10 protein-coding genes are annotated in these 17,417 nt (G+C 72.9%); 6 read left to right on the top strand and 4 right to left on the bottom strand.

Annotation, left to right across the window (positions count from 1 at the left end; genetic code table 11):
- The first annotated feature begins 226 nt into the window (after positions 1-226).
- Both ElP_RS08300 and ElP_RS08305 read left to right on the top strand, forming a co-directional pair.
- Entirely contained in the window at positions 227-1,252 is a 1,026-nt protein-coding gene (locus ElP_RS08300; protein WP_145268260.1) for a DUF933 domain-containing protein, read from the top strand.
- 32 nt (positions 1,253-1,284) lie between these two features.
- Positions 1,285-1,980 (top strand): hypothetical protein, encoded by a 696-nt coding sequence (locus tag ElP_RS08305; RefSeq protein WP_145268262.1) that lies wholly within the window; start codon positions 1,285-1,287, stop codon positions 1,978-1,980.
- A gap of 59 nt (positions 1,981-2,039) precedes the next feature.
- Here ElP_RS08305 and ElP_RS08310 read toward each other — a convergent pair whose 3' ends face one another.
- Positions 2,040-2,489: a hypothetical protein gene (locus tag ElP_RS08310; RefSeq protein WP_145268264.1), complete on the bottom strand. Its 450-nt coding sequence runs from the start codon at positions 2,487-2,489 to the stop codon at positions 2,040-2,042.
- Positions 2,490-2,871: 382 nt separating this feature from the next.
- On the opposite strand from ElP_RS08310, the gene ElP_RS08315 reads away from it, so the two are divergent.
- Positions 2,872-4,995, top strand: a complete 2,124-nt coding sequence (locus ElP_RS08315) for a carboxy terminal-processing peptidase (RefSeq protein ID WP_145268266.1) — start codon at positions 2,872-2,874, stop codon at positions 4,993-4,995.
- Positions 4,996-5,129: 134 nt separating this feature from the next.
- On the opposite strand, the gene ElP_RS08320 is transcribed toward ElP_RS08315, so the two are convergent.
- On the bottom strand, positions 5,130-6,128 hold the full coding sequence (locus tag ElP_RS08320) for a potassium channel family protein (RefSeq protein ID WP_197446815.1): 999 nt from the start codon (positions 6,126-6,128) through the stop codon (positions 5,130-5,132).
- A gap of 87 nt (positions 6,129-6,215) precedes the next feature.
- The gene (locus ElP_RS08325) at positions 6,216-9,209 is read right to left on the bottom strand and encodes a PVC-type heme-binding CxxCH protein (RefSeq protein WP_197446816.1); all 2,994 of its coding nucleotides are present in this window, start codon (positions 9,207-9,209) and stop codon (positions 6,216-6,218) included.
- 286 nt (positions 9,210-9,495) lie between these two features.
- On the opposite strand from ElP_RS08325, the gene ElP_RS08330 reads away from it, so the two are divergent.
- Positions 9,496-10,524 carry a hypothetical protein gene (locus tag ElP_RS08330; RefSeq protein ID WP_145268272.1) on the top strand — a complete coding sequence of 343 codons (1,029 nt, stop codon included), beginning with the start codon at positions 9,496-9,498 and terminating at the stop codon, positions 10,522-10,524.
- A 79-nt stretch (positions 10,525-10,603) separates the two neighbouring features.
- On the opposite strand, the gene ElP_RS08335 is transcribed toward ElP_RS08330, so the two are convergent.
- Entirely contained in the window at positions 10,604-12,592 is a 1,989-nt protein-coding gene (locus ElP_RS08335; protein WP_145268274.1) for an ABC transporter permease, read from the bottom strand.
- A gap of 396 nt (positions 12,593-12,988) precedes the next feature.
- Between ElP_RS08335 and ElP_RS40555 the strand changes: the two genes are divergently transcribed.
- Together ElP_RS40555 and ElP_RS08345 are read left to right on the top strand one after the other, a co-directional pair.
- Positions 12,989-16,705 carry a WD40 repeat domain-containing serine/threonine protein kinase gene (locus tag ElP_RS40555; RefSeq protein WP_145268276.1) on the top strand — a complete coding sequence of 1,239 codons (3,717 nt, stop codon included), beginning with the start codon at positions 12,989-12,991 and terminating at the stop codon, positions 16,703-16,705.
- 138 nt (positions 16,706-16,843) lie between these two features.
- Positions 16,844-17,251 carry a hypothetical protein gene (locus ElP_RS08345; RefSeq protein ID WP_145268278.1) on the top strand — a complete coding sequence of 136 codons (408 nt, stop codon included), beginning with the start codon at positions 16,844-16,846 and terminating at the stop codon, positions 17,249-17,251.
- Positions 17,252-17,417: the final 166 nt, after the last annotated feature.

The following is a 17,417-nucleotide window of genomic DNA, read 5'->3' on the forward strand; positions in this document are numbered from 1 at the left end:
GCGTCGGACGGCGGGGGGTGCGGGGGACGGGGCCGGGGTCCGCCCCGGCGGCCTTCCCGAAGCCTCCCGACGCCAACGCCGACCCCGATGCCGCCGGTCCGCCCCCTCCCTAGGCCTCCCGACCGGCCTCCGTCACCGTCCATGGATCATTTTCCACCAGGCGACCCCGCCCCGAGCCGGGCCGCCGCCACGCCAGACACGATGGTGTCGAAAGGGAACGAGTCCGATGCAAGCGGGCCTGGTCGGTTTCGCCGGGAGCGGCAAGAGCACGTTGTTCCAGCTGCTGACGGGCGTCTCGCCCGACCCGGGCAAGGTGCAGCAGGGGCAGGTCGGCATCGCGGTCCTCAACGACCCGAGGATCGACGACCTGGCGGCGATGTATTCGCCGAAGAAGGTGACCCGGGCCAACGTTGAGTTCCTCGACACCCCCGGCCTGCTGCCCGGCGGCAGCGGGGACAACCCGCAGCGCCTGGCCTTGATCCGCAAGGGGGACGCCCTGGTCGTCGTCATCAACGGCTTCGCCGCCGGGGGGGACCCGGCCACCGAGCTGGCCCACTTCCGGGACGAGCTGGTCTTCGCCGACCTGAGCGTCCTGACCAAGCGGTCCGAGACGCTGGAGTCGCAGGTCAAGAAGCCCCGGCCCGACCGGGACGCGCTGACCAAGGAACTCGACGTGGTGAGGCGATGCGCCGCCGCCCTGGAGGCCGGCCAGGTCGTCGGCGACCTGGACCTGACCGAGGAGGAGAAGAAGCCGATGCGCTCCTTCGGCCTGCTCACGGACAAGGCCCTGGTGGTCGTGGTCAACGCCCCCCAGGGGGAGGGGGTGCCGGGGGGGGTGTCGGAGTCGGCCCCCGACGCCCTGGCGATCGACGCGCAACTCGAACTGGAGCTGGGGCAGATGTCCCCCGAGGAGCGGGCCGGCTTCATGGAGGAGTGGGGGATCGAGGAACTGGGGAGGGACCGGATCATCCGGGCCGCGTACGACGCGGTCGGCATCCTCACCTTCTTCACCGCCGGGGAGCCCGAGGTCCGCGGCTGGAACCTGGAGCGGGGGGGCTCGGCCGTCGACGCCGCCGGGAAGATCCACACGGACCTGGCCCGGGGCTTCATCCGGGCCGAGGTCACCGCGTTCGAGGACCTGAAGCGCGCCGGCTCGGAGAAGGAGGCCAAGGCCCAGAACCTCCAGCGCCTTGAGGGGAAGGCCTACATCGTCCAGGATGGGGACGTGATGTACTTCCGCAGCAGCATCTGACCCCCTGCCGATCCCGATGCGGAGCCGCCCCCATGATCGCCCGACTCGCCTGCCTCGCCGTCGTGCTGTGCCCGGTCGCCGGCCTGGCCGATGAGCCGGATCGCCCGGCGGCGGCCCTCGACTGGCCGCTGGTCGCCGCCTCGACCTTCGACGCGCACGGGCTGGAGGGTTGGAGCTTCACCGACGCCGACGCCTGGAGGCTCGCCGAGGTCGATGGCCAGCCCGTCCTCGAACAGTTCCAGAAGAGCGACTACGAGCCCGAGGTCCGCTCTCCGCTGAACATCGCCCTGATGGAGACGCCCTGGCTGCTTTCGTTCGTGTTGGATCTCGAGGTGCGATCGACCGGCCGTGACTACGGCCACCGCGATCTCTGCCTCTTCTTCGGCCATCAGGACCCGAGCCACTTCTATTACGTCCATCTCGGGAAGGAAGCCGACCCGCACGCCCACAGCATCTTCCTCGTCGACGGGGCCCCCCGGGTGTCCATCGCCAAGGAACGGACCGACGGGACCCCCTGGACCGACGACTGGCACCACGTCCGGCTCGTCCGGAATGTCGTGGAAGGGACGATCGCCGTCTACTTCGACGACATGGAGACGCCGATCATGACGGCCGAGGACAGGACGTTCGTGCCCGGTCGGATCGGCGTCGGGTCGTTCGACGACTCGGGTCAGTTCCGCAACCTCAAGATCTGGGGGCAGGAGACGAGCCAACCCGCCGCCGACTGAGCGGCCGATGGCCCGCCGGGCCCCGCGTCGAGGATCCGGGGGAGGGCCCGTCGGGCCGATCAGGGCAGCCGGATCAGGGTCCCCCCGGGCAGGGGGCGCCAGGGCTCGACGAGGACCGAGGGGTTGGCGTCGAGCAGCGGCCCGGCCATCTCGGCCGAGCCGTAGGCCCGCTCGGAGACCGTCCTCAGCGACTCGCCGGGGAGGGAGGCGATCACCCGGGGGACGCCGGGGAGGGGCTCGAGCCGGGGGACGCCGGGGAGGGGCTCGACCCGATCCCCGACCGGGGGGGGCGAGGGGGGATCGGGGGGCGGATCGACCTCGGCCCGGGCCTCGACCTCGGGATTTTCGGGCTTGACCGGCCCGGAGGGGTCGGCGATCGTGCCCCCATCGTGATGGACCACCCCTTCCCGGCCTCCGTCGCCGTCCCGGATGGCGCCGGAGAGCCCGATGGCCGCGACGAGGACGATGGCGAAACTCAGCGGCATGCTGATCACGGCCTGGCGACTCATCGGCTCGGCTCCGGGTGTGCCGATCGGGGGGGATCGACGCGTCGGGATCGGCCCGGATGACCGTCCCTCCGGGAAAAGCTTAACCCCTGACTTGCCCATTCGCCCCGGTTTGCCCGGAAATGGGGTAAATCCCGACATCGACGGGCCCCGGGCCGCCGGATGTCGAGGGGCCCGGGACGTTCCTCGCACAATTCCCGGGTCGTTGCGTAGAATGATGAAGTACCCGGGAAGGGGCGTCCCCAGGGCGTCCCGACCCGATCCCGACGCCCCGGGGTCGGCCCCCGGGTCTGCCCCCGCCCGGCCCCCCGACCGGGGAGTCCGGCCGTCGCGGTTCGCACCGCCCCGTCCGCAAACCCTCCGAGATCTTTCGGGAGCTCGCTACATGCCGCGGTCCTCAGCACATCGGTTCAAGGGAGTGGCGGCGGTCCTCGGGGTCGCCGTCGGCGTGTCGGCCCTGCTCGGGGCCCAGGATGCCGAGATCGAGCCCAACCAGGCCGACCGGCTCACGGCCCGGATCGTCGCCGAATTGATCGAGCGGGCCCACCTGTCGAAGCCGGAGATCGGCGACGAGGTCTCGGCCCGCTGGCACGGGCGCTACATCGAGTCGCTCGACCGCGGCAAGTTGTTCTTCACCAAGGCCGACATCGAAGAATTCGAGCCCTTCAAGGACCAGCTCGACGACCAGATCCAGCGCGGGGATCTCTCGTTCGCCCAGGTCGTCTTCGACCGGTTCCTCACCCGGCTCGACGAGCGGTTCGCCGTCATCAATGAACTGCTCGACGCCGGCTTCGACTTCGAGGCCGAGGAGACCTACGTCGACGACCCCGAGGCGCTGGACTACCCGGCCGACGCCGAGGAGGCGAAGGAGCGCTGGCGGAAGGAGCTGAAGTACCAACTGCTGGTGCAGATGCTCGGCGACACCGAGTACGACGAGGCCGTCAAGCGGCTGAAGATCCGGTACAAGGACAACCTGTACCGCTACTTCCACCAGTTCGAGATGCTCGAATTGATGGAGTACTACCTGACGGCCCTCTCGCAATCGGTCGACCCGCACAGCGAGTACATGGGCTGGAAGAACCTGGAAGACATGATGAACCAGCAGCTCCAGCTCTCGCTGGAGGGGATCGGCGCCTCCCTGACGATGGAGGACGGCCTGCCGGTCATCAAGGAGATCATCCCCGGCGGCGCCGCCGCCAAGGACGGCCGCCTGAAGCCCGAGGACAAGATCCTCGCGGTCGAGAAGGAGGAGGGCGGCGAGCTGGTCGACTTCTACGAGAAGAAGATCAGCGACGTGGTCCGGGTGATCCGGGGCCCCCGGGGCACCGAGGTGAGGCTCGTCGTCCAGCCGGCCGGCACCAAGGAGCGCGAGACCTACGTCATCACCCGGGAGAAGATCGAGCTGGCCGACCAGCACGCCAAGGGGGAGGTGATCGAGGCCGAGGCCCCCGACGGCACCCCCCTGAAGTTCGGCGTGATCAACCTGCCGAGCTTCTACGGCGACACCGCCGCCGTCCGCCGCGGCGACGAGGACGCCGTCAGCGCCACCATCGACTGCGAGAAGCTGCTGGAGGGCTTCAACGAGCAGGGGGTCGACTGCGTCCTGATCGACCTGAGGGGCAACGGCGGCGGCCTGCTGCTGGAGGCGATCTCCCTCTCCGGCCTGTTCATCGACTCCGGCCCGGTGGTCCGGGTCCGGGACGCCGACGGCGTCCTGCCCTACGACGACGAGGACGCCGGCACCGCCTACGACGGCCCGCTCGCCGTGCTCATCAGCCACACCAGCGCCAGCGCCTCGGAGATCTTCGCCGGGGTGATCAAGGACTACGGCCGGGGGCTGATCGTCGGCGACTCCAGCACCTTCGGCAAGGGGACGGTGCAGAGCATCATCGACCTGAACAACTGGCTCCGCAACCCCGAGGGGTTCCCCAACCTCGGCGCCCTCCGCCTGACGATCCAGCAGTTCTACCGGGCCAACGGCATGAGCACCCAGGTCCGGGGGGTGACGCCGGACATCCACATCCCCTCGGTCGCCGACCACATCGAGCAGCTCGGCGAGGGGGAGATGGACAACGCCCTGGCCTTCGACAAGATCGACGCCCTGCCGCACGACCACTACAACCGGGTGCCCGCCGAGCTGGTCTCGCAGCTCACCGAGCGTTCCCTGGAGCGTCGCCGGGGCAGCGAGAAGTTCCAGAAGCAGGCCGAGGCGATCCAGAAGTTCATCGACCGGCAGAACCGCAAGGAGCTGCCCTTGAAGAAGGACCTCTTCTTCGCCGAGTTCGAGAAGGACGAGGACGAGGAGGTCCAGGAGCTGATCGAGCAGCCCGAGGCCGTCACCTCCGGCCGGGCCGGCGGCGAGGGCGACGAGAAGACGGTCTGGAACCTCGACTCGTTCTATAACGCCGAGGTCACCAAGATCGTCGCCGACTACATCACCCTGGGCGCCGAGGTCGTGGCGGCGGCCCCCGTCCCGGCCGCCGACCTGGCCGGCGGGCGTCGGAACTGAGCGCCCGGTCCTGGCCGCATCGCCGGATCGCATCCCGAAACCACCCCGAGGGCGACCCGCAGGTCGCCCTCGAGGTGGTTTCGCCGGCCCCCCCTTGAGCCCGAGCGGTCCCCTCCCGGCCCGACCTCGGGGCTTCAGGATGCGGACCATCCATCCTGGCGGCACATCGCAACCAGTCGACGACGCCGCTCGAGATATCCGGAGGGTCCTGCGTCGGTCCCGGACGTCCTGGTCGGGATGCCGAGCTGCACGAGCGTTTCCCGGTCGAGATGGTTGGGGACGTCCCGATCGACTTGCTCGATGCCGACGACCCCGTTGTCGGCCCGGCTCGAATAGTTCTCGATGCTGCTCCAGGCCACCTTGAGGACCCCCTCCGGTGGTCGGGCCTCGGGACTGGCGTAGTGGTCGATCAGGAAGAGGGCGTCGGAGAGCAGGAGGATGGCACGGCTCGGCGACTGGCGGGGATCGTCGCTGTGGTAGTAGTGGAGCACCGGGTAGCAGAGGTGCTTGAGCGAGTGGTCGCCGATGCGTGACGCCAGCCGCATGATGTGGTCGTCGAGGGGCCCGCCGGGGTCCCGGGCCCAGGCGTTCGCGACGAACTCCTCGACGTCTCCACCGACGGCGAAGATGCCCTCGGCGAGTCGCTTGCGTTCGATCGCCGCCGAGATGACCGAGAGCACGTAGGAGAGCGACGTGGTGAGGAGCACCGTCCCCGAGAGCACGGCGACATTGCTGAGGACCGTCCAGGGGAGGCCTCGGGGGACGAGGTCACCGTAGCCGACGCCGGAGATCGTGGCCCCCACGAAGTAGACCTTCTCGGGCAGCCCGACGGCGGTCCCCGTGCCCTTGTCGATGACCGAGGTGGCGTCCCCCGCGAAGAGCAGGAACCACCCGAGGCCGAGCAGGGCGTACCACGCCAGGATCGCGAGCAGGAGCATCATGGGGCCCGACATCGCCAGGACCCGATGGACGGGCCTCCTCCGATGGATGGCGAGCAGGGCCTTCCAGGCCGATCGAGTCCAGAGTCCCGTCATCGGGCCGGCCCCCCTCGTGCTGAAGACCGTCACGAACGCGTCGAAGGCCACGAAGAGGAGCAGCGTCGTGGCGATCGCGTAGAGCAGGAGCTGCGTCATCGGTCCCATCCTCTCGGTCGTCGATCGCGAACGTCGGCCGAGGCCGTCCCCCGGCGGCCTCATCCCGGCGTCGGACGCCTCCCGGGCTCAGCCCCCCTGCAGGCCCTTCAGGTAGGCGATCAGGTCGGCCATCTGCTCGACGGTGACCTCCTCCTCCAGCCCCTCGGGCATGAGGGACTGGCCGGTGGAGGCGAACTCGTCGATCTGGTCCCGGGGGACGACGTCGGTGACCCCCTCGGCCCGCTTGAGCGTGATCGAGGTGGGCGACTCGGAGGCGACCTGGCCGCTGAGGACCCGGCCGTCGACCGTGGCGACGTTGTAATTCAGGTACTGCGGCAGGACCTCCCGGTTCGGGTCGAGGATGTGGATGACCAGATCCTCGGGCGTCCGGTTGGTCACGGTGGCGAGATCCGGCCCGACCTCGGCGCCGAAGCCCTCGGCCTTGTGGCAGGTGGCGCAGGCCTTCCGGAAGACGACCTGGCCGCGGTCGGGCCCGCCCTCCAGCGAGAGGGCGTCCCGGTAGGAGGCGATCACCTCGGCCCGGGTCGAGGACGCCGAGGTGCCGGCGAGCAGTTGCTCGGCCCGGCCCCGGACGGAGGCGTCCCGGTGCTGGAGGAGCTGGTCCCGGCGGGCGGGGTCGAGCTGGCCGGGCGGGATCGCGCCGGACTGCATGGCGTCGAGCAGGGCGGAGAGGCGATCGGGCCGGGCGAAGAGGACCTCGGTGGCCTCCCGGCGGGAGGAGGGGCCGAACCCCCGCCAGGCGGCGGTGAGGATCGGCCCGACCTCGGGCTCGGCGCGGTCGCCCAGGGCCCGCAGCGCGGCCAGCTGCACCGGGGAGGGCTGCCGGCCGTCGAGCAATTCGGGGAGGGTCTCCAGCGCCAGTCCGCTCGGGGCCAGGGCCAGCAGTCGGATGGCCTCGATCCGATCCGGGCCGTCTCCTCCTGCCGAGGCGGCCTCGGCGGCTCGTTCGAAGACGGGGGCCAGCGCCTCGCCGGCCGGGCCGGAGGTCAGCACGGCGGGGTCCCCCCCGGAGCGCCGGAGCCCCTCTCCCAGGCCGTTGAGGATGGCGAGGACGACGGCGGGCCGGGCCTCGGGATGGCCGATCCGGGCGATCAGGGCATCGATCGGACCGCGATCACCGGAGGCGCCGACGAGCAGGGCGAGCTCGCCGAGCCAGGCGGTCGCCTCGGGGCGGTCGAGGAACCCGGGGAGGTCGATCAGGGAGGAGAGCAGGGCGTCGGCCCGCCCGTCGAGGGCGGTCATCACGGCGGATCGGGTCCAGCGGTCACCGGAGTCCTCCGAGACGACGGCGGCCAGGGCGTCGATCGCCTCGGGCCCGGGGACGACCCCGGTCGAGAGGGCGGCCTGGAATCGGACCATCGGGTCCTCGTCCCGGGCGAGGGCGAGCAGGGCGTCCCGGAGGTCGTCTGCGGCTGCATCGGCATCGGCGACCAGCGGCTCGGCGAGCCGGGCGGCGTTCTCCCGGACGCGGGGCTCGGCGTCGGAGAGGGCGGGGAGCAGGTCTCCCGCCGTCAGGCCGCCGAGGGCGGAGAGGGTCCAGAGGGCGTGCATCCGGCCCAGGGCGGTCGGCCGGTCGGCGGCGAGCGCACGGAGGGCGGGGATGGCGTCCCGGGCGTCCCGCTCGATCAGCAGGCGCTGGGCGGTCTCCCGCCACCAGGAGTCGGGGTCGGCGAGCAGGGGGACCAGCTCGGCGTCCGGGGCCCGGGAGAGCCGAGGGCGTTCCCGGGGCTCGAAGTCGGCGGGGACGAGGTCGTAGATGCGGCCCCGGTCGTGGCCGCTGGTCAGGTCGAGGTGCTGCTTGATCGGCTCGGGGATCGAGGCGGGGTGCTCGATCGTCTCACGGTACATGTCGAGCACGAGCAGGGTGCCGTCGGGCGTGTTCCGGAAGTTGACGGGGCGGAACCAGTTGTCGGTGGAGGCGGCGAACTCGACCCCTTCCTCGGCCCGGGTGGCCTCGAAGGTCGAGCCGTCGACGGCCAGGTGCTTGCGGTGGACGAGGTTGCCGCCCACGTCGCCGATGAAGGCGTTGCCGAGGTAGTCGGGGCCGAAGGCGGTCCCCCGGTAGATGGTCACGCCGGTGGCGGAGGTGAAGAAGCCGGAGGGGACCAGCTCGTTGGGCGGGAGGCGTCGGCGGAACTCGGGGTCGGCGGCACGCTGGCGGGTCCGGACGATCCGCCAGGGCTCGACCGGGCTGATCCGGAAGACCGGGGCGGCGGCCCCCTCGGCGGCGATGTCGATGATGGGGGTGCTGGCGGCGTAGTCGGGGTTGCGGGCCAGGGCGTCGGCGGGCAGGACGACCTGGCGGATGTGGTTGCTATTGTTGCAGGTGAAGCGGTGGCCCCAGTCGTCGAAGGCGTGGCCGTTCTGGCCCCCCCCGGAGACCGGCTCGAAGGCCGAGCCGTCGGGCTTGAAGCGGAAGTCGCGGGTGCCGAGGGGGATGAGGTCGGCCCCGGGGTCGAGGTGGTTGACCACCCGGTCGGCGCCGTTGCTGCTGGAGACGCCGTAGATCCAGCCGTCGGGGCCCCAGAGCAGGCCGTTGACCAGGCCCTGCACGTTGCTCGTGCCGAAGCCGGAGAAGGCGACCTCGCGGACGTCGGCGACGCCGTCGCCGTCGGTGTCCTTGGCGTAGAGGATCTCCGGGGCCACGGCGATGAAGACGCCGCCGTCGTAGGGGACGACCGCCGTGGGCCAGGAGAGGTCGTCGAGGAAGGTGGTGCCGGAGTCGAACCGGCCGTCGTCGTCCGCGTCGTCGATGAGGCGGACCCGGCCGGTGGGCACGTCCTCGGGGTAGGGATAGCCGCGCATCTCGACGACGTAGAGCCGGCCGTCGGCGTCGTAGCTGGCGTCGACGGGGTCGGTGATCAGGGGCTCGACGGCGACCGGCGCGAGCGAGAATCCGTGCTGGACCCGGAAGGTGGCGGGGGCGTCGGCGGCCTCGGTCGGCGGGATGCGGGGGAGTTCCCGGGCGAGGTCTTCGTCGAGGGGGGTGGGGGCGGCCGAGGCCGAGACGACGAGCAGGAGCGGCAGGGGGAGGAATCGACGGATGGACCGGTGCAGCATCGAAGATCTCTCGAACGGTTCGAGGGTGGAAGGCCGCCCCCGAATTCCGGACGGGCCGGGGTCGGCGAAGCCGTCATGATAGGGCAACGGGATCGGCATGACGACGGCCAATCGGCGGAAAGCCCCGTCGGACGGCGCATGTCTGGGCTCGTCGACGCCGGGCAGGAGGACGGCAATTCGCCGCAAGGATTCCCCCTCCCCGGCGAATGACCGAGCGAGTCGTCCGCGACGGGGAGGGGGTTGCCGATGCCGGGCATCAGCACCCGAGGCGATCCGGGAGGATGTCATGAACGCGACCACGCCGGACCCCGCGAGGCGGTGGTCCCTCACGATCGACCTGATGGTGTTGTCGCCGATGTGCGCCGAGTACATCATCGGCTACGACACGAGCACCGGGGACCCCGCCGTGCTGCTCGGCAGCCTGCTGATCTTCGCCCCCCTGTACGGCGCCCCCGCGGTCCTGATCCGGGAGGCCGCGAGGCGGTCCGGGGCGGGTTGGCCGGGGATCGTCGCGCTGTCGGCCGCGTTCGGAATCCTCCAGGCCGGCGTGGTCGACCAGTCGATGTTCAGCGAGTCCTACCGGGAGATCGACTACTGGGAGGCGCTGGTCCGCACCACCTGGATCGGGCCGCTGGGGCTCTCCGCCTATGCGACCATGGTCTTCCTGGTGGGCCACGTCATCTGGAGCTTCTGCATCCCGATCGCCCTGGTGGAGTCCCTGAGCCCCGGGATGGCCGATCGGCCCTGGTTGCGGGCGCCGGGGCTCATCCTGGTCGGCCTGCTCTACCTGGCGGCGGCCGCCCTGGTGCTGGACGACCACCTCGAGACCGAGCGGGATCACGCCTCGGCGGCCCAGGTGGCCGGATCGCTCGGCGTCGCCGTCGGGCTGGCGATCCTGGGGCTCGCGGTCTGCCGCCCGGGGCCCGGGGACCGGGAGACCGGGGTGCCCGGGCCCCTCGCCGTGGGCGTCCTCGGCCTGGTCGCGGCGATCCTCTACAACCTCATGCCGGAGAGCTGGGCCGGGTTCTCGGGAGGGATGGCGATCCTGGCGGTGGGCGCGGCGACCGTCTCCCTCTGGTCACGGTCGGGCCGATGGGGACGCCGACACGTCATCGCGCTCGCGACGGGGGTCCTGATGGCCCGGGCCCTCTTCGGCTTCCTCATCGAGCCGCTGGGAGACGTCCCGCCGGTCGCCAAGTACTCGCACAACGCCGGGTTCCTGCTGGGGGCGGCCCTGCTGGGGCTCTGGGCCTGGTCGCGAAACCGGCCCGTCCCCACCGAGTCGATCGAGGACGGCGATCGGGTCCCCGCATGAGTCGACCCCCCGGACACGGGCGGTCCGACCCGGGGGCCCGGGCGACGCCGGATTGGCGTCGCCCGGGCCCCCGGCATCGCTATCCCTGGATCGCGTTGGTGCGGCCCAGGGCGATGTCGAAGTCGCTGACCGCCGGGATCAGCATCGACAGCAGGGCGAACGAGTAGACCGCGAGGCTCACGAGGAAGGCGGCCCCGAAGTCCCCCTGCAAAATGCTGATGATGCAGTAGAAGCTCCAGAACGGGGTGAGCAGCGCCACCAGGCCGATCGCCGGCGACGGGTTCTTCGCCCCGAGCGACCCGTAGAGCGCCACGCTGCCGGCGCCGATGAAGATCAGGAAGCTGAGCAGCTGCCTGGCGAACTCGGTCCGGCTCTGGATGATCAGGGCGGCGCAGAAGAGGATGCCGAGCATCAGGAAGAAGATCGTCCCCAGGCTGTGGGCCACCGCCTGCCGGCTGTTGGTGTAGGTGATCGCCGCGTGCAGGCCGAGCATCGCCGAGAAGTGGACGAGCACGGTGAAGTTGATGAGGACGAAGACCAGGGAGTCGAGCTTCATGTGGCCGCCCGCCCAGATGGCGACGGCCAGGAGGATCGGCAGCGCCACCATCTCCTTGGCGTTGTAGAGCGCCCCGTAGAGCTTGCCGTAGATGAACTGCTTGGGGGACAGCTCGGTGACCAGCAGCAGGTCGAGCGCACCGGTGTCCCGCTCGCTGGTCAGGGCCGTCACGCCCTGGGCGTTGATGAGGATCAGGCTGAGGACCGCCAGCAGGGCGGGGAGGGCCGCCTTGGCCCCCGACCAGGCGCCGGACTCGGGAGAGATCCCCGAGAAGTAGGCGAGCACGCCGAGGACGAACGCGAGGACGTAGGCCCCCTTGATGATCAGGGGCTTCGTGCCGTAGGCCCGGGTGCGCAGCTCCCGCCAGAGGATCGGGTTGGCCCAGACTTTCCGATGCGGCCTGGCCTGGCGGACCACCCGGCGATGGGTCCGGCGGGGGACGTGCAGGCCGGTCGTCTCCCGCCGGGCGAACGACAGGCCCCCGGGCCGATCGACGGCCCCGTCGCCGTCGCCGTTTCCGCCTCGGACGTCGCCCCCCGGGCCTCCCCCCTCGGCGAGGGAGCGGGCCGGGGAGGAGGAGGCGTCCCCCCGGGCCTCGGCCACGTGGGCGGCGATCAGGGCGCCGACGACGGCGGGCTCGGGCCGGGCGACCTCGGCCTCCTCGACCTCGTAGAGCTGCTCGACGACCTCGGCCTCGCCCTCCCCCTCGCGTTGCTCCCTCGGCTCGTTGCGGCCGGGGTTCCAGGCGCGGAGCCGGAGGATCGAGGCGAGCACCACCAGGGCCGTCGCCCCGAGGTAGATCGCGGTGAAGGTCAGGCTGGACGCGCCGAGCGGCCCCACCAGCCGATCCGGGCGGGGGCGGATGGCCTCGCCGATGGCCCGGAAGGGGCTGAGTGCGGTGGCCAGCAGGCTCGACTCGGGCAGGACCAGTGCGGCCGCCTCCCCCAGGATCAGCACGAGGACCACCAGCAGGACCGTCAGGGCGATCGACTGGAAGGTCCGGTCGCGCCAGAGGGCGACGATCATCCCCAGGGCCCCGCCGAACGCGCCCGCGGCGAAGGTGACCAGGAACACGTCGATCACCTGGCCGAAGGAGACGCCCCCCAGCAGCAGGCAGAGGGAGAACACCGGCAGGGAGGTCAGCAGCAGCGTCAGGATCTGCAGCAGGCTGGCGACGAGCTTGCCGACGACGATCTCCACGTCCCTCAGGTCGGTCATCAGCAGCAGGACGAACGTCCGGCGGTCCTTCTCGTGGGCCACGGCGGTGGCCGAGGCGATCGGGGCGAAGAAGAGCATCAGCGTGAGCTGGATGTAGGCGAAGAAGAGGAAGAGGATGGCCCCGAACCGGGAGAGGATGCTCAGCGCGTCGCCCTCTTCCCAGCCCACGAAGACCTGCCAGATCGTCAGCATGACGATCAGCAACCCGCCGGCATACGAGGCCCGGGCGGCGTAGTAGCGCGGGGGGCGGGGGGCCGTCAGCAGCTCCCGGGCGATGATAGGTCCGGCGAACAACGCGACATCCTCCTCGATGGGCGGCGGGGGGGCGGCGACCTCGGCCCGACGCCATGCCCGGGCCTCGGGCGGGGCCGGTCTCGCCGGAGGGCCGCCCGAATTTACCAGGATAGCATAAGGGGGCCGGGCTTTGGCGACCCGGGCGCCTCCCGGGTCGAGGCCGCGGCGGGGGCCGGGGCCCCTGGCGGTGCGGCCCCCGAATCTCCTCCATTCGACCGCCGGGGGGGGACGGTTCGGCCCCCCCGATCGGTTCGAGCCCGCCCCCCTCCCCGGGGGACGGTTGCGGGAAGCCCCTCCCTCCCCAATAATCGGGGGACGCGGGTCGATCCCCGAGCCGCGACGACGGCCAGGCCCGTTGTGACCCGGGCCGAGCCCCCGCCGAGTTCGAGCGCCGGGATGGCACGCGACGACGCCGACACGTCCTGGCAAGAGGAATTCGGCCCCGACGACCGGGAGGCCCTGAGCCGGATCCTCCGGGCCCTGGTCGAGGGCCGGCTGGACCTCGATTCGACCGTCGGCCGGCTGATCGAATGGAGGACCGTGGACGACCCCTCCCCGGCCGTGAGGCCGACCACCCCGGGGCCGATCCGATGGCCCTCGCCCTTGCGGGGGGACGGGGAGGGACGGGCGTCGGGGGCCGACCCCGGGCCCGAGGGCCGGGACGGGCCCGCGACCGCCGAGTCGGGCCCCGGGGCGGACGGGCCCGGGCCCGGGGAAGCCGGCGGATGGCCCGTGACCGGCGGCCGCTTCGAGGTGCGCACGTTCCTCGCCCGGGGCGGATTGGGGGAGGTCTACGTCGCCTTCGACCGCGAGGTCGGCCGGGAGGTGGCGCTGAAGGTCATGAGGCCCGACCGGTCGTCCCGGGGGGTCCGACGCGACCGGTTCCTGATGGAGGCCGAGATCACCGGCCAGCTCGAACACCCGGGCATCGTGCCCATCTACGCGATCGGCCTCGACGATCGGGGGGGCCCGTTCTACGCGATGCGGCTGATCCGGGGCCGGAGCCTGCTGCAGGCCCTCTCGACGTGCGACCGGGGCCGAGGGTTCGCCTCCTCGCTGGAGTTCCGGGGCCTGGTCGCCCGCTTCCTGGCGGCCTGCGACGCGGTCTCCTACGCCCACAGCCGGGGGGTGCTGCACCGCGACCTGAAGCCCTCGAACATCCTCTGCGGCCCCTTCGGCGAGACGATCGTCGTCGACTGGGGGCTCGCCAAGCCGGTCGGCGACCCGGGCCCGGAGATCGACCGGCGGGGGGGGGCCTCGGGCACGGGCCCGGGCCCGGACGACCCGGGCCCGCCGGGGCCGGCCCGGCCGCCCTCGGCCGGGGGGACCGAGACCCGGCCCGGCACCGTCGTGGGCACTCCCGGGTACATGAGCCCCGAGCAGGCCCGGGGCGGGCACGGGGCGCCCGGGCCGGCCTCGGACGTCTACAGCCTCGGCGCCACGCTCTACCACCTCGCCGTCGGCCGGGTGCCGATCGATGCCGCGGATCTCGCGGAGGCGCTCGATCGCACCCGGCTGGGGGAGTTCGAGCGGCCCCGCCGGGCCAACCGGGGGATCCCGAGGGCCCTGGAGGCGATCATCCTCCGGGCGATGGCCAACCGGCCGGAGGACCGCTACCCGTCGGCGTCGGGGCTCGCCGCGGAGCTGCGCCGATGGCTGGCCGACGAGCCCGTCATCTGCCACCGCGAGGGGGGGGTCGAGCGCCTCTCCCGGTGGTCCCGGAAGCACCGGGCCCTGGCCGGGGCGGCGGTCCTGGCGCTGGCGGCGGTGGCGGCGGTGGCGAGCGTCTCGGCGCTGGCCGTGGCCGGCGCCCTCCGGTCGGCCGAGCTGGCCGGGGCCCGGGCGGAGGAGGCCGGGCGGCGGGCCCGGGCCGAGGGGGCGAGGCTGACGCTCGACCGGGCCCTGTACCTCTGCCAGCTCGGCGACGTGCACGCCGGGCTGCTCTGGCTGGCCGAGGCCCTGCGGCTCGACGACGAGGCCGGGCTCGGCGACGGGCCGACGATCCGGGCCAACCTCGCCGCCTGGGGGCGCCAGCTCGGCGAGGTGGTGCGGGCGATCCCCCACCCCGAGCACCTCGCCGCCGTCGCCGTCTCCCCCGACGGCGATCGGATGGCGACCGCCTGCCACGACGGCCTCGTCCGGGTCTGGGATCCCGACACCGAGGGGCCGCCGATCGCGCTCCGGCACGAGGGCCCCGCCACCGTCGTCGCCTTCACCCCGGGCGGGGCCCTGATCTCGGGGGACGGCTCGGGGTGGGTGATCGCCTGGGACCTCGGGCGTCGGGCCCCCCGGTGGCGGCTCCGGGCCCTGGCGGCCTGCGCCGCCATCGCCGTCTCCCCCGACGGGAGCGCCTGCGTCGTCTCGGGACGGGACGGGGACGGGGTGGGCGTGGCCCGGCTGGTCGACCTCGGCGGGGGGACGTTGATCGGCGAGCCGATGCGCCACGAGGGCTCCGTCGCGATCCTCGACGTGGCCTACCGGCCCGACGGCCTGGCCCTCGCCACCGCCGGCCACGACGGCACCGTCCGCACCTGGGACGCCCGGACCGGGGCACCCGGGCCGCTCCGGCTGGGGCACCCGATGCCCGCCCAGGTCGTGGCCTATTCCCCCGACGGGGCCCGGCTGCTCACCGGCTGCCGGGACGGCCGGCTGCGGACCTGGGACGCGGGCCTGGGCGTCGAGCTGGCCGGCCCGAGGCCGGCCCACCTGTCGGGGATCTCGGGCCTGGAGTTCCGGCCCGACGGCCGGGTGCTGCTGACCGTCGGCTGGGACGCCACGGCGCGGCTCTGGGACGCGGCCACCGGCCGGCCGATCGGCCCGGAACTGCCGCACCACCTCGACCTGGCCGCCGGCACCTTCTTCCCCGACGGCCGTCGGATCGCCACGGTCTCCAATGACTTCGTGGCCCGGGTCTGGGCCGCCCCCCCCGGGCCGCCCAACGAGCCGATCCTCCGGCCCGGCGGCTCGATCCGGCACGTCTCCTACCGCCCCGACGGCCGGGCCTTCCTGACCGGGGACGACCGGGGCCGCTCCCAGCTCTGGGACGCCGGGGACCTCTCGCCGATCGGCGGGCCCATGGTGCACCCCGGCGGGCTCGCCCGCATGGAGTTCGACGAGTCCTCCCGACGCCTGCTGACCTTCCGAGATCGGCGGATCATGGTCTGGGACGCCCGGGAGGGCGGGCCGACCGGGCTGGCGATCGAGGCGCCGATCCCCCTGATCTTCCCGAAGTTCGCCGCCGGCGGCGACCGGATCGTCGCCGTCGCGATCGACGGCCGGCTCTCCTGCTGGGACTCGGCCGACGGCCGACCGGCCTGGGGGCCGGTGGACGTGCCCCTGGAACCGGACGTCCTGATCACCTCCCCCGACGGCCGGTCCGCCTGGGTCGGCGGCGGGGGCGGGACGATGATCGAGCTGGAGGTCGAGACCGGCCGGATCTCGAACACCGTGGCCGGCCTCGGGGCGACCGTGCTGGCGATGGCGGTCACCCCCGATGGGGAGACGGCGCTGGCCGGCCTGGCCGACGGCCGGGCCGTCCTGATCGACCTGTCCGACGGGGCCCGGCTGGGGCCGGAGATGGCCCACCGGGCCCCCCTGGCCTGGGTCGGCTTCGACGCCGAGGGCGGCGAGGCGCTGACCGAGTCCGGCGGGGTCCTCCGGCGCTGGGACGCGCGGACCGGGGCCCCGATCGGGCCGATGCTCCCCCACCTGGGCCCGACGATCGCCCGGGCCCGGGATGCCGGGCTCCGCACCGTCCTGACCGGCCAGGCGGGCGGCGACGCGATGGCCTGGGACGTGGCCTCCGGCAGGGCGATCGGCCCCCCCCTGGAGCACCTCGGCCCCGTCTCGGGCCTGGCGATCCACCCGGACGGCTCGGAGGCGCTGTCGTGCGACGGCACCGGCACGGTCTACCGCTGGCGCCGTCCCGCGCCGATGTCCGGCGAACCGGGCCGGGTCAACCTGGCCGTCGAGGTGCGGACGGGGATGGCCCTGGTGGGGGATGCGGCCCTCCCGCTGGATCTGGACGGGTGGCGCTCCCGACGGGCCCGGCTCGACGGGCCGTCCCCGCCCGACCCGGGGACCCCGGATCCGTCCCCCTCCCCGGCCCGATGACCGGCCCGTCCCCGGGATTCGGGGCCCCCCGGGCGTGCTCCCCCGGTCAATCGCCTTGACTTCGGCGGGCCGCCCTCCCAGACTGGGGGTGACACATCTCCCCCTCCCGACCTCCCCAGACGCCTCGGAGTGCACCGGGTGACCGTCCCCCGACCCATCCCCCGGCAGGCCCTGACCATCGCCGCCCTGATCGGGCTGGTGGCGGCGGTCCTCCCCGGGCCCCGGGCGGTCGCGGGCACCTGCCACGAGGCGGATCGGCCGGTCTTCGGGCTCTCGACGGGAGGGGCCGGCGAACCCGTCCCGGCCCCCGCCGATCGGGTCGGGACGGTCGCCGAGCCCTCCCCCGTCCGGATCGAGCCGAGCTGCCCGTCCGAGGACCCGGATCGGGGCCCGACCCGGCTGGTGGTCGGGGGCGAACTCCCGCTGTCCGACGCGATCCGGACCGCCGCCCGCACCCCGTCCCGGGGGTTCCTCCGGGCCGACCGGGATCGCTCCCGCCCCCTCCAGGGCCCCAATCGGATCGACCGCCCCCCCAGGGCCCGCTGACGGACCGTCCTGATCTCCCACCCTCCCCGACCTCGGCCGGCCGGATCCGGCCCCCGATCGGGGTGATCTCGACCGTCCGTCCCGCCCGGGGCCCGATCGGCCCCGGGTCGCGCCCCGAACCCATCCGATCCGATTCCGATTCATCCCGGGGCGATCCGGCTCGATG

The sequence above is a fragment of the Tautonia plasticadhaerens genome, assembly GCF_007752535.1.
Lineage (GTDB): Bacteria > Planctomycetota > Planctomycetia > Isosphaerales > Isosphaeraceae > Tautonia > Tautonia plasticadhaerens.

Bases quoted from the DNA above. Each gene is read 5' to 3' on its own strand.
- ElP_RS08300 (WP_145268260.1), top strand. From the start codon at position 227: ATGCAAGCGGGCCTGGTCGGTTTCGCCGGGAGCGGCAAGAGCACGTTG.
- ElP_RS08305 (WP_145268262.1), top strand. From the start codon at position 1,285: ATGATCGCCCGACTCGCCTGCCTCGCCGTCGTGCTGTGCCCGGTCGCC.
- ElP_RS08310 (WP_145268264.1), bottom strand. From the start codon at position 2,489: ATGAGTCGCCAGGCCGTGATCAGCATGCCGCTGAGTTTCGCCATCGTC.
- ElP_RS08315 (WP_145268266.1), top strand. From the start codon at position 2,872: ATGCCGCGGTCCTCAGCACATCGGTTCAAGGGAGTGGCGGCGGTCCTC.
- ElP_RS08320 (WP_197446815.1), bottom strand. From the start codon at position 6,128: ATGACGCAGCTCCTGCTCTACGCGATCGCCACGACGCTGCTCCTCTTC.
- ElP_RS08325 (WP_197446816.1), bottom strand. From the start codon at position 9,209: ATGCTGCACCGGTCCATCCGTCGATTCCTCCCCCTGCCGCTCCTGCTC.
- ElP_RS08330 (WP_145268272.1), top strand. From the start codon at position 9,496: ATGAACGCGACCACGCCGGACCCCGCGAGGCGGTGGTCCCTCACGATC.
- ElP_RS40555 (WP_145268276.1), top strand. From the start codon at position 12,989: ATGGCACGCGACGACGCCGACACGTCCTGGCAAGAGGAATTCGGCCCC.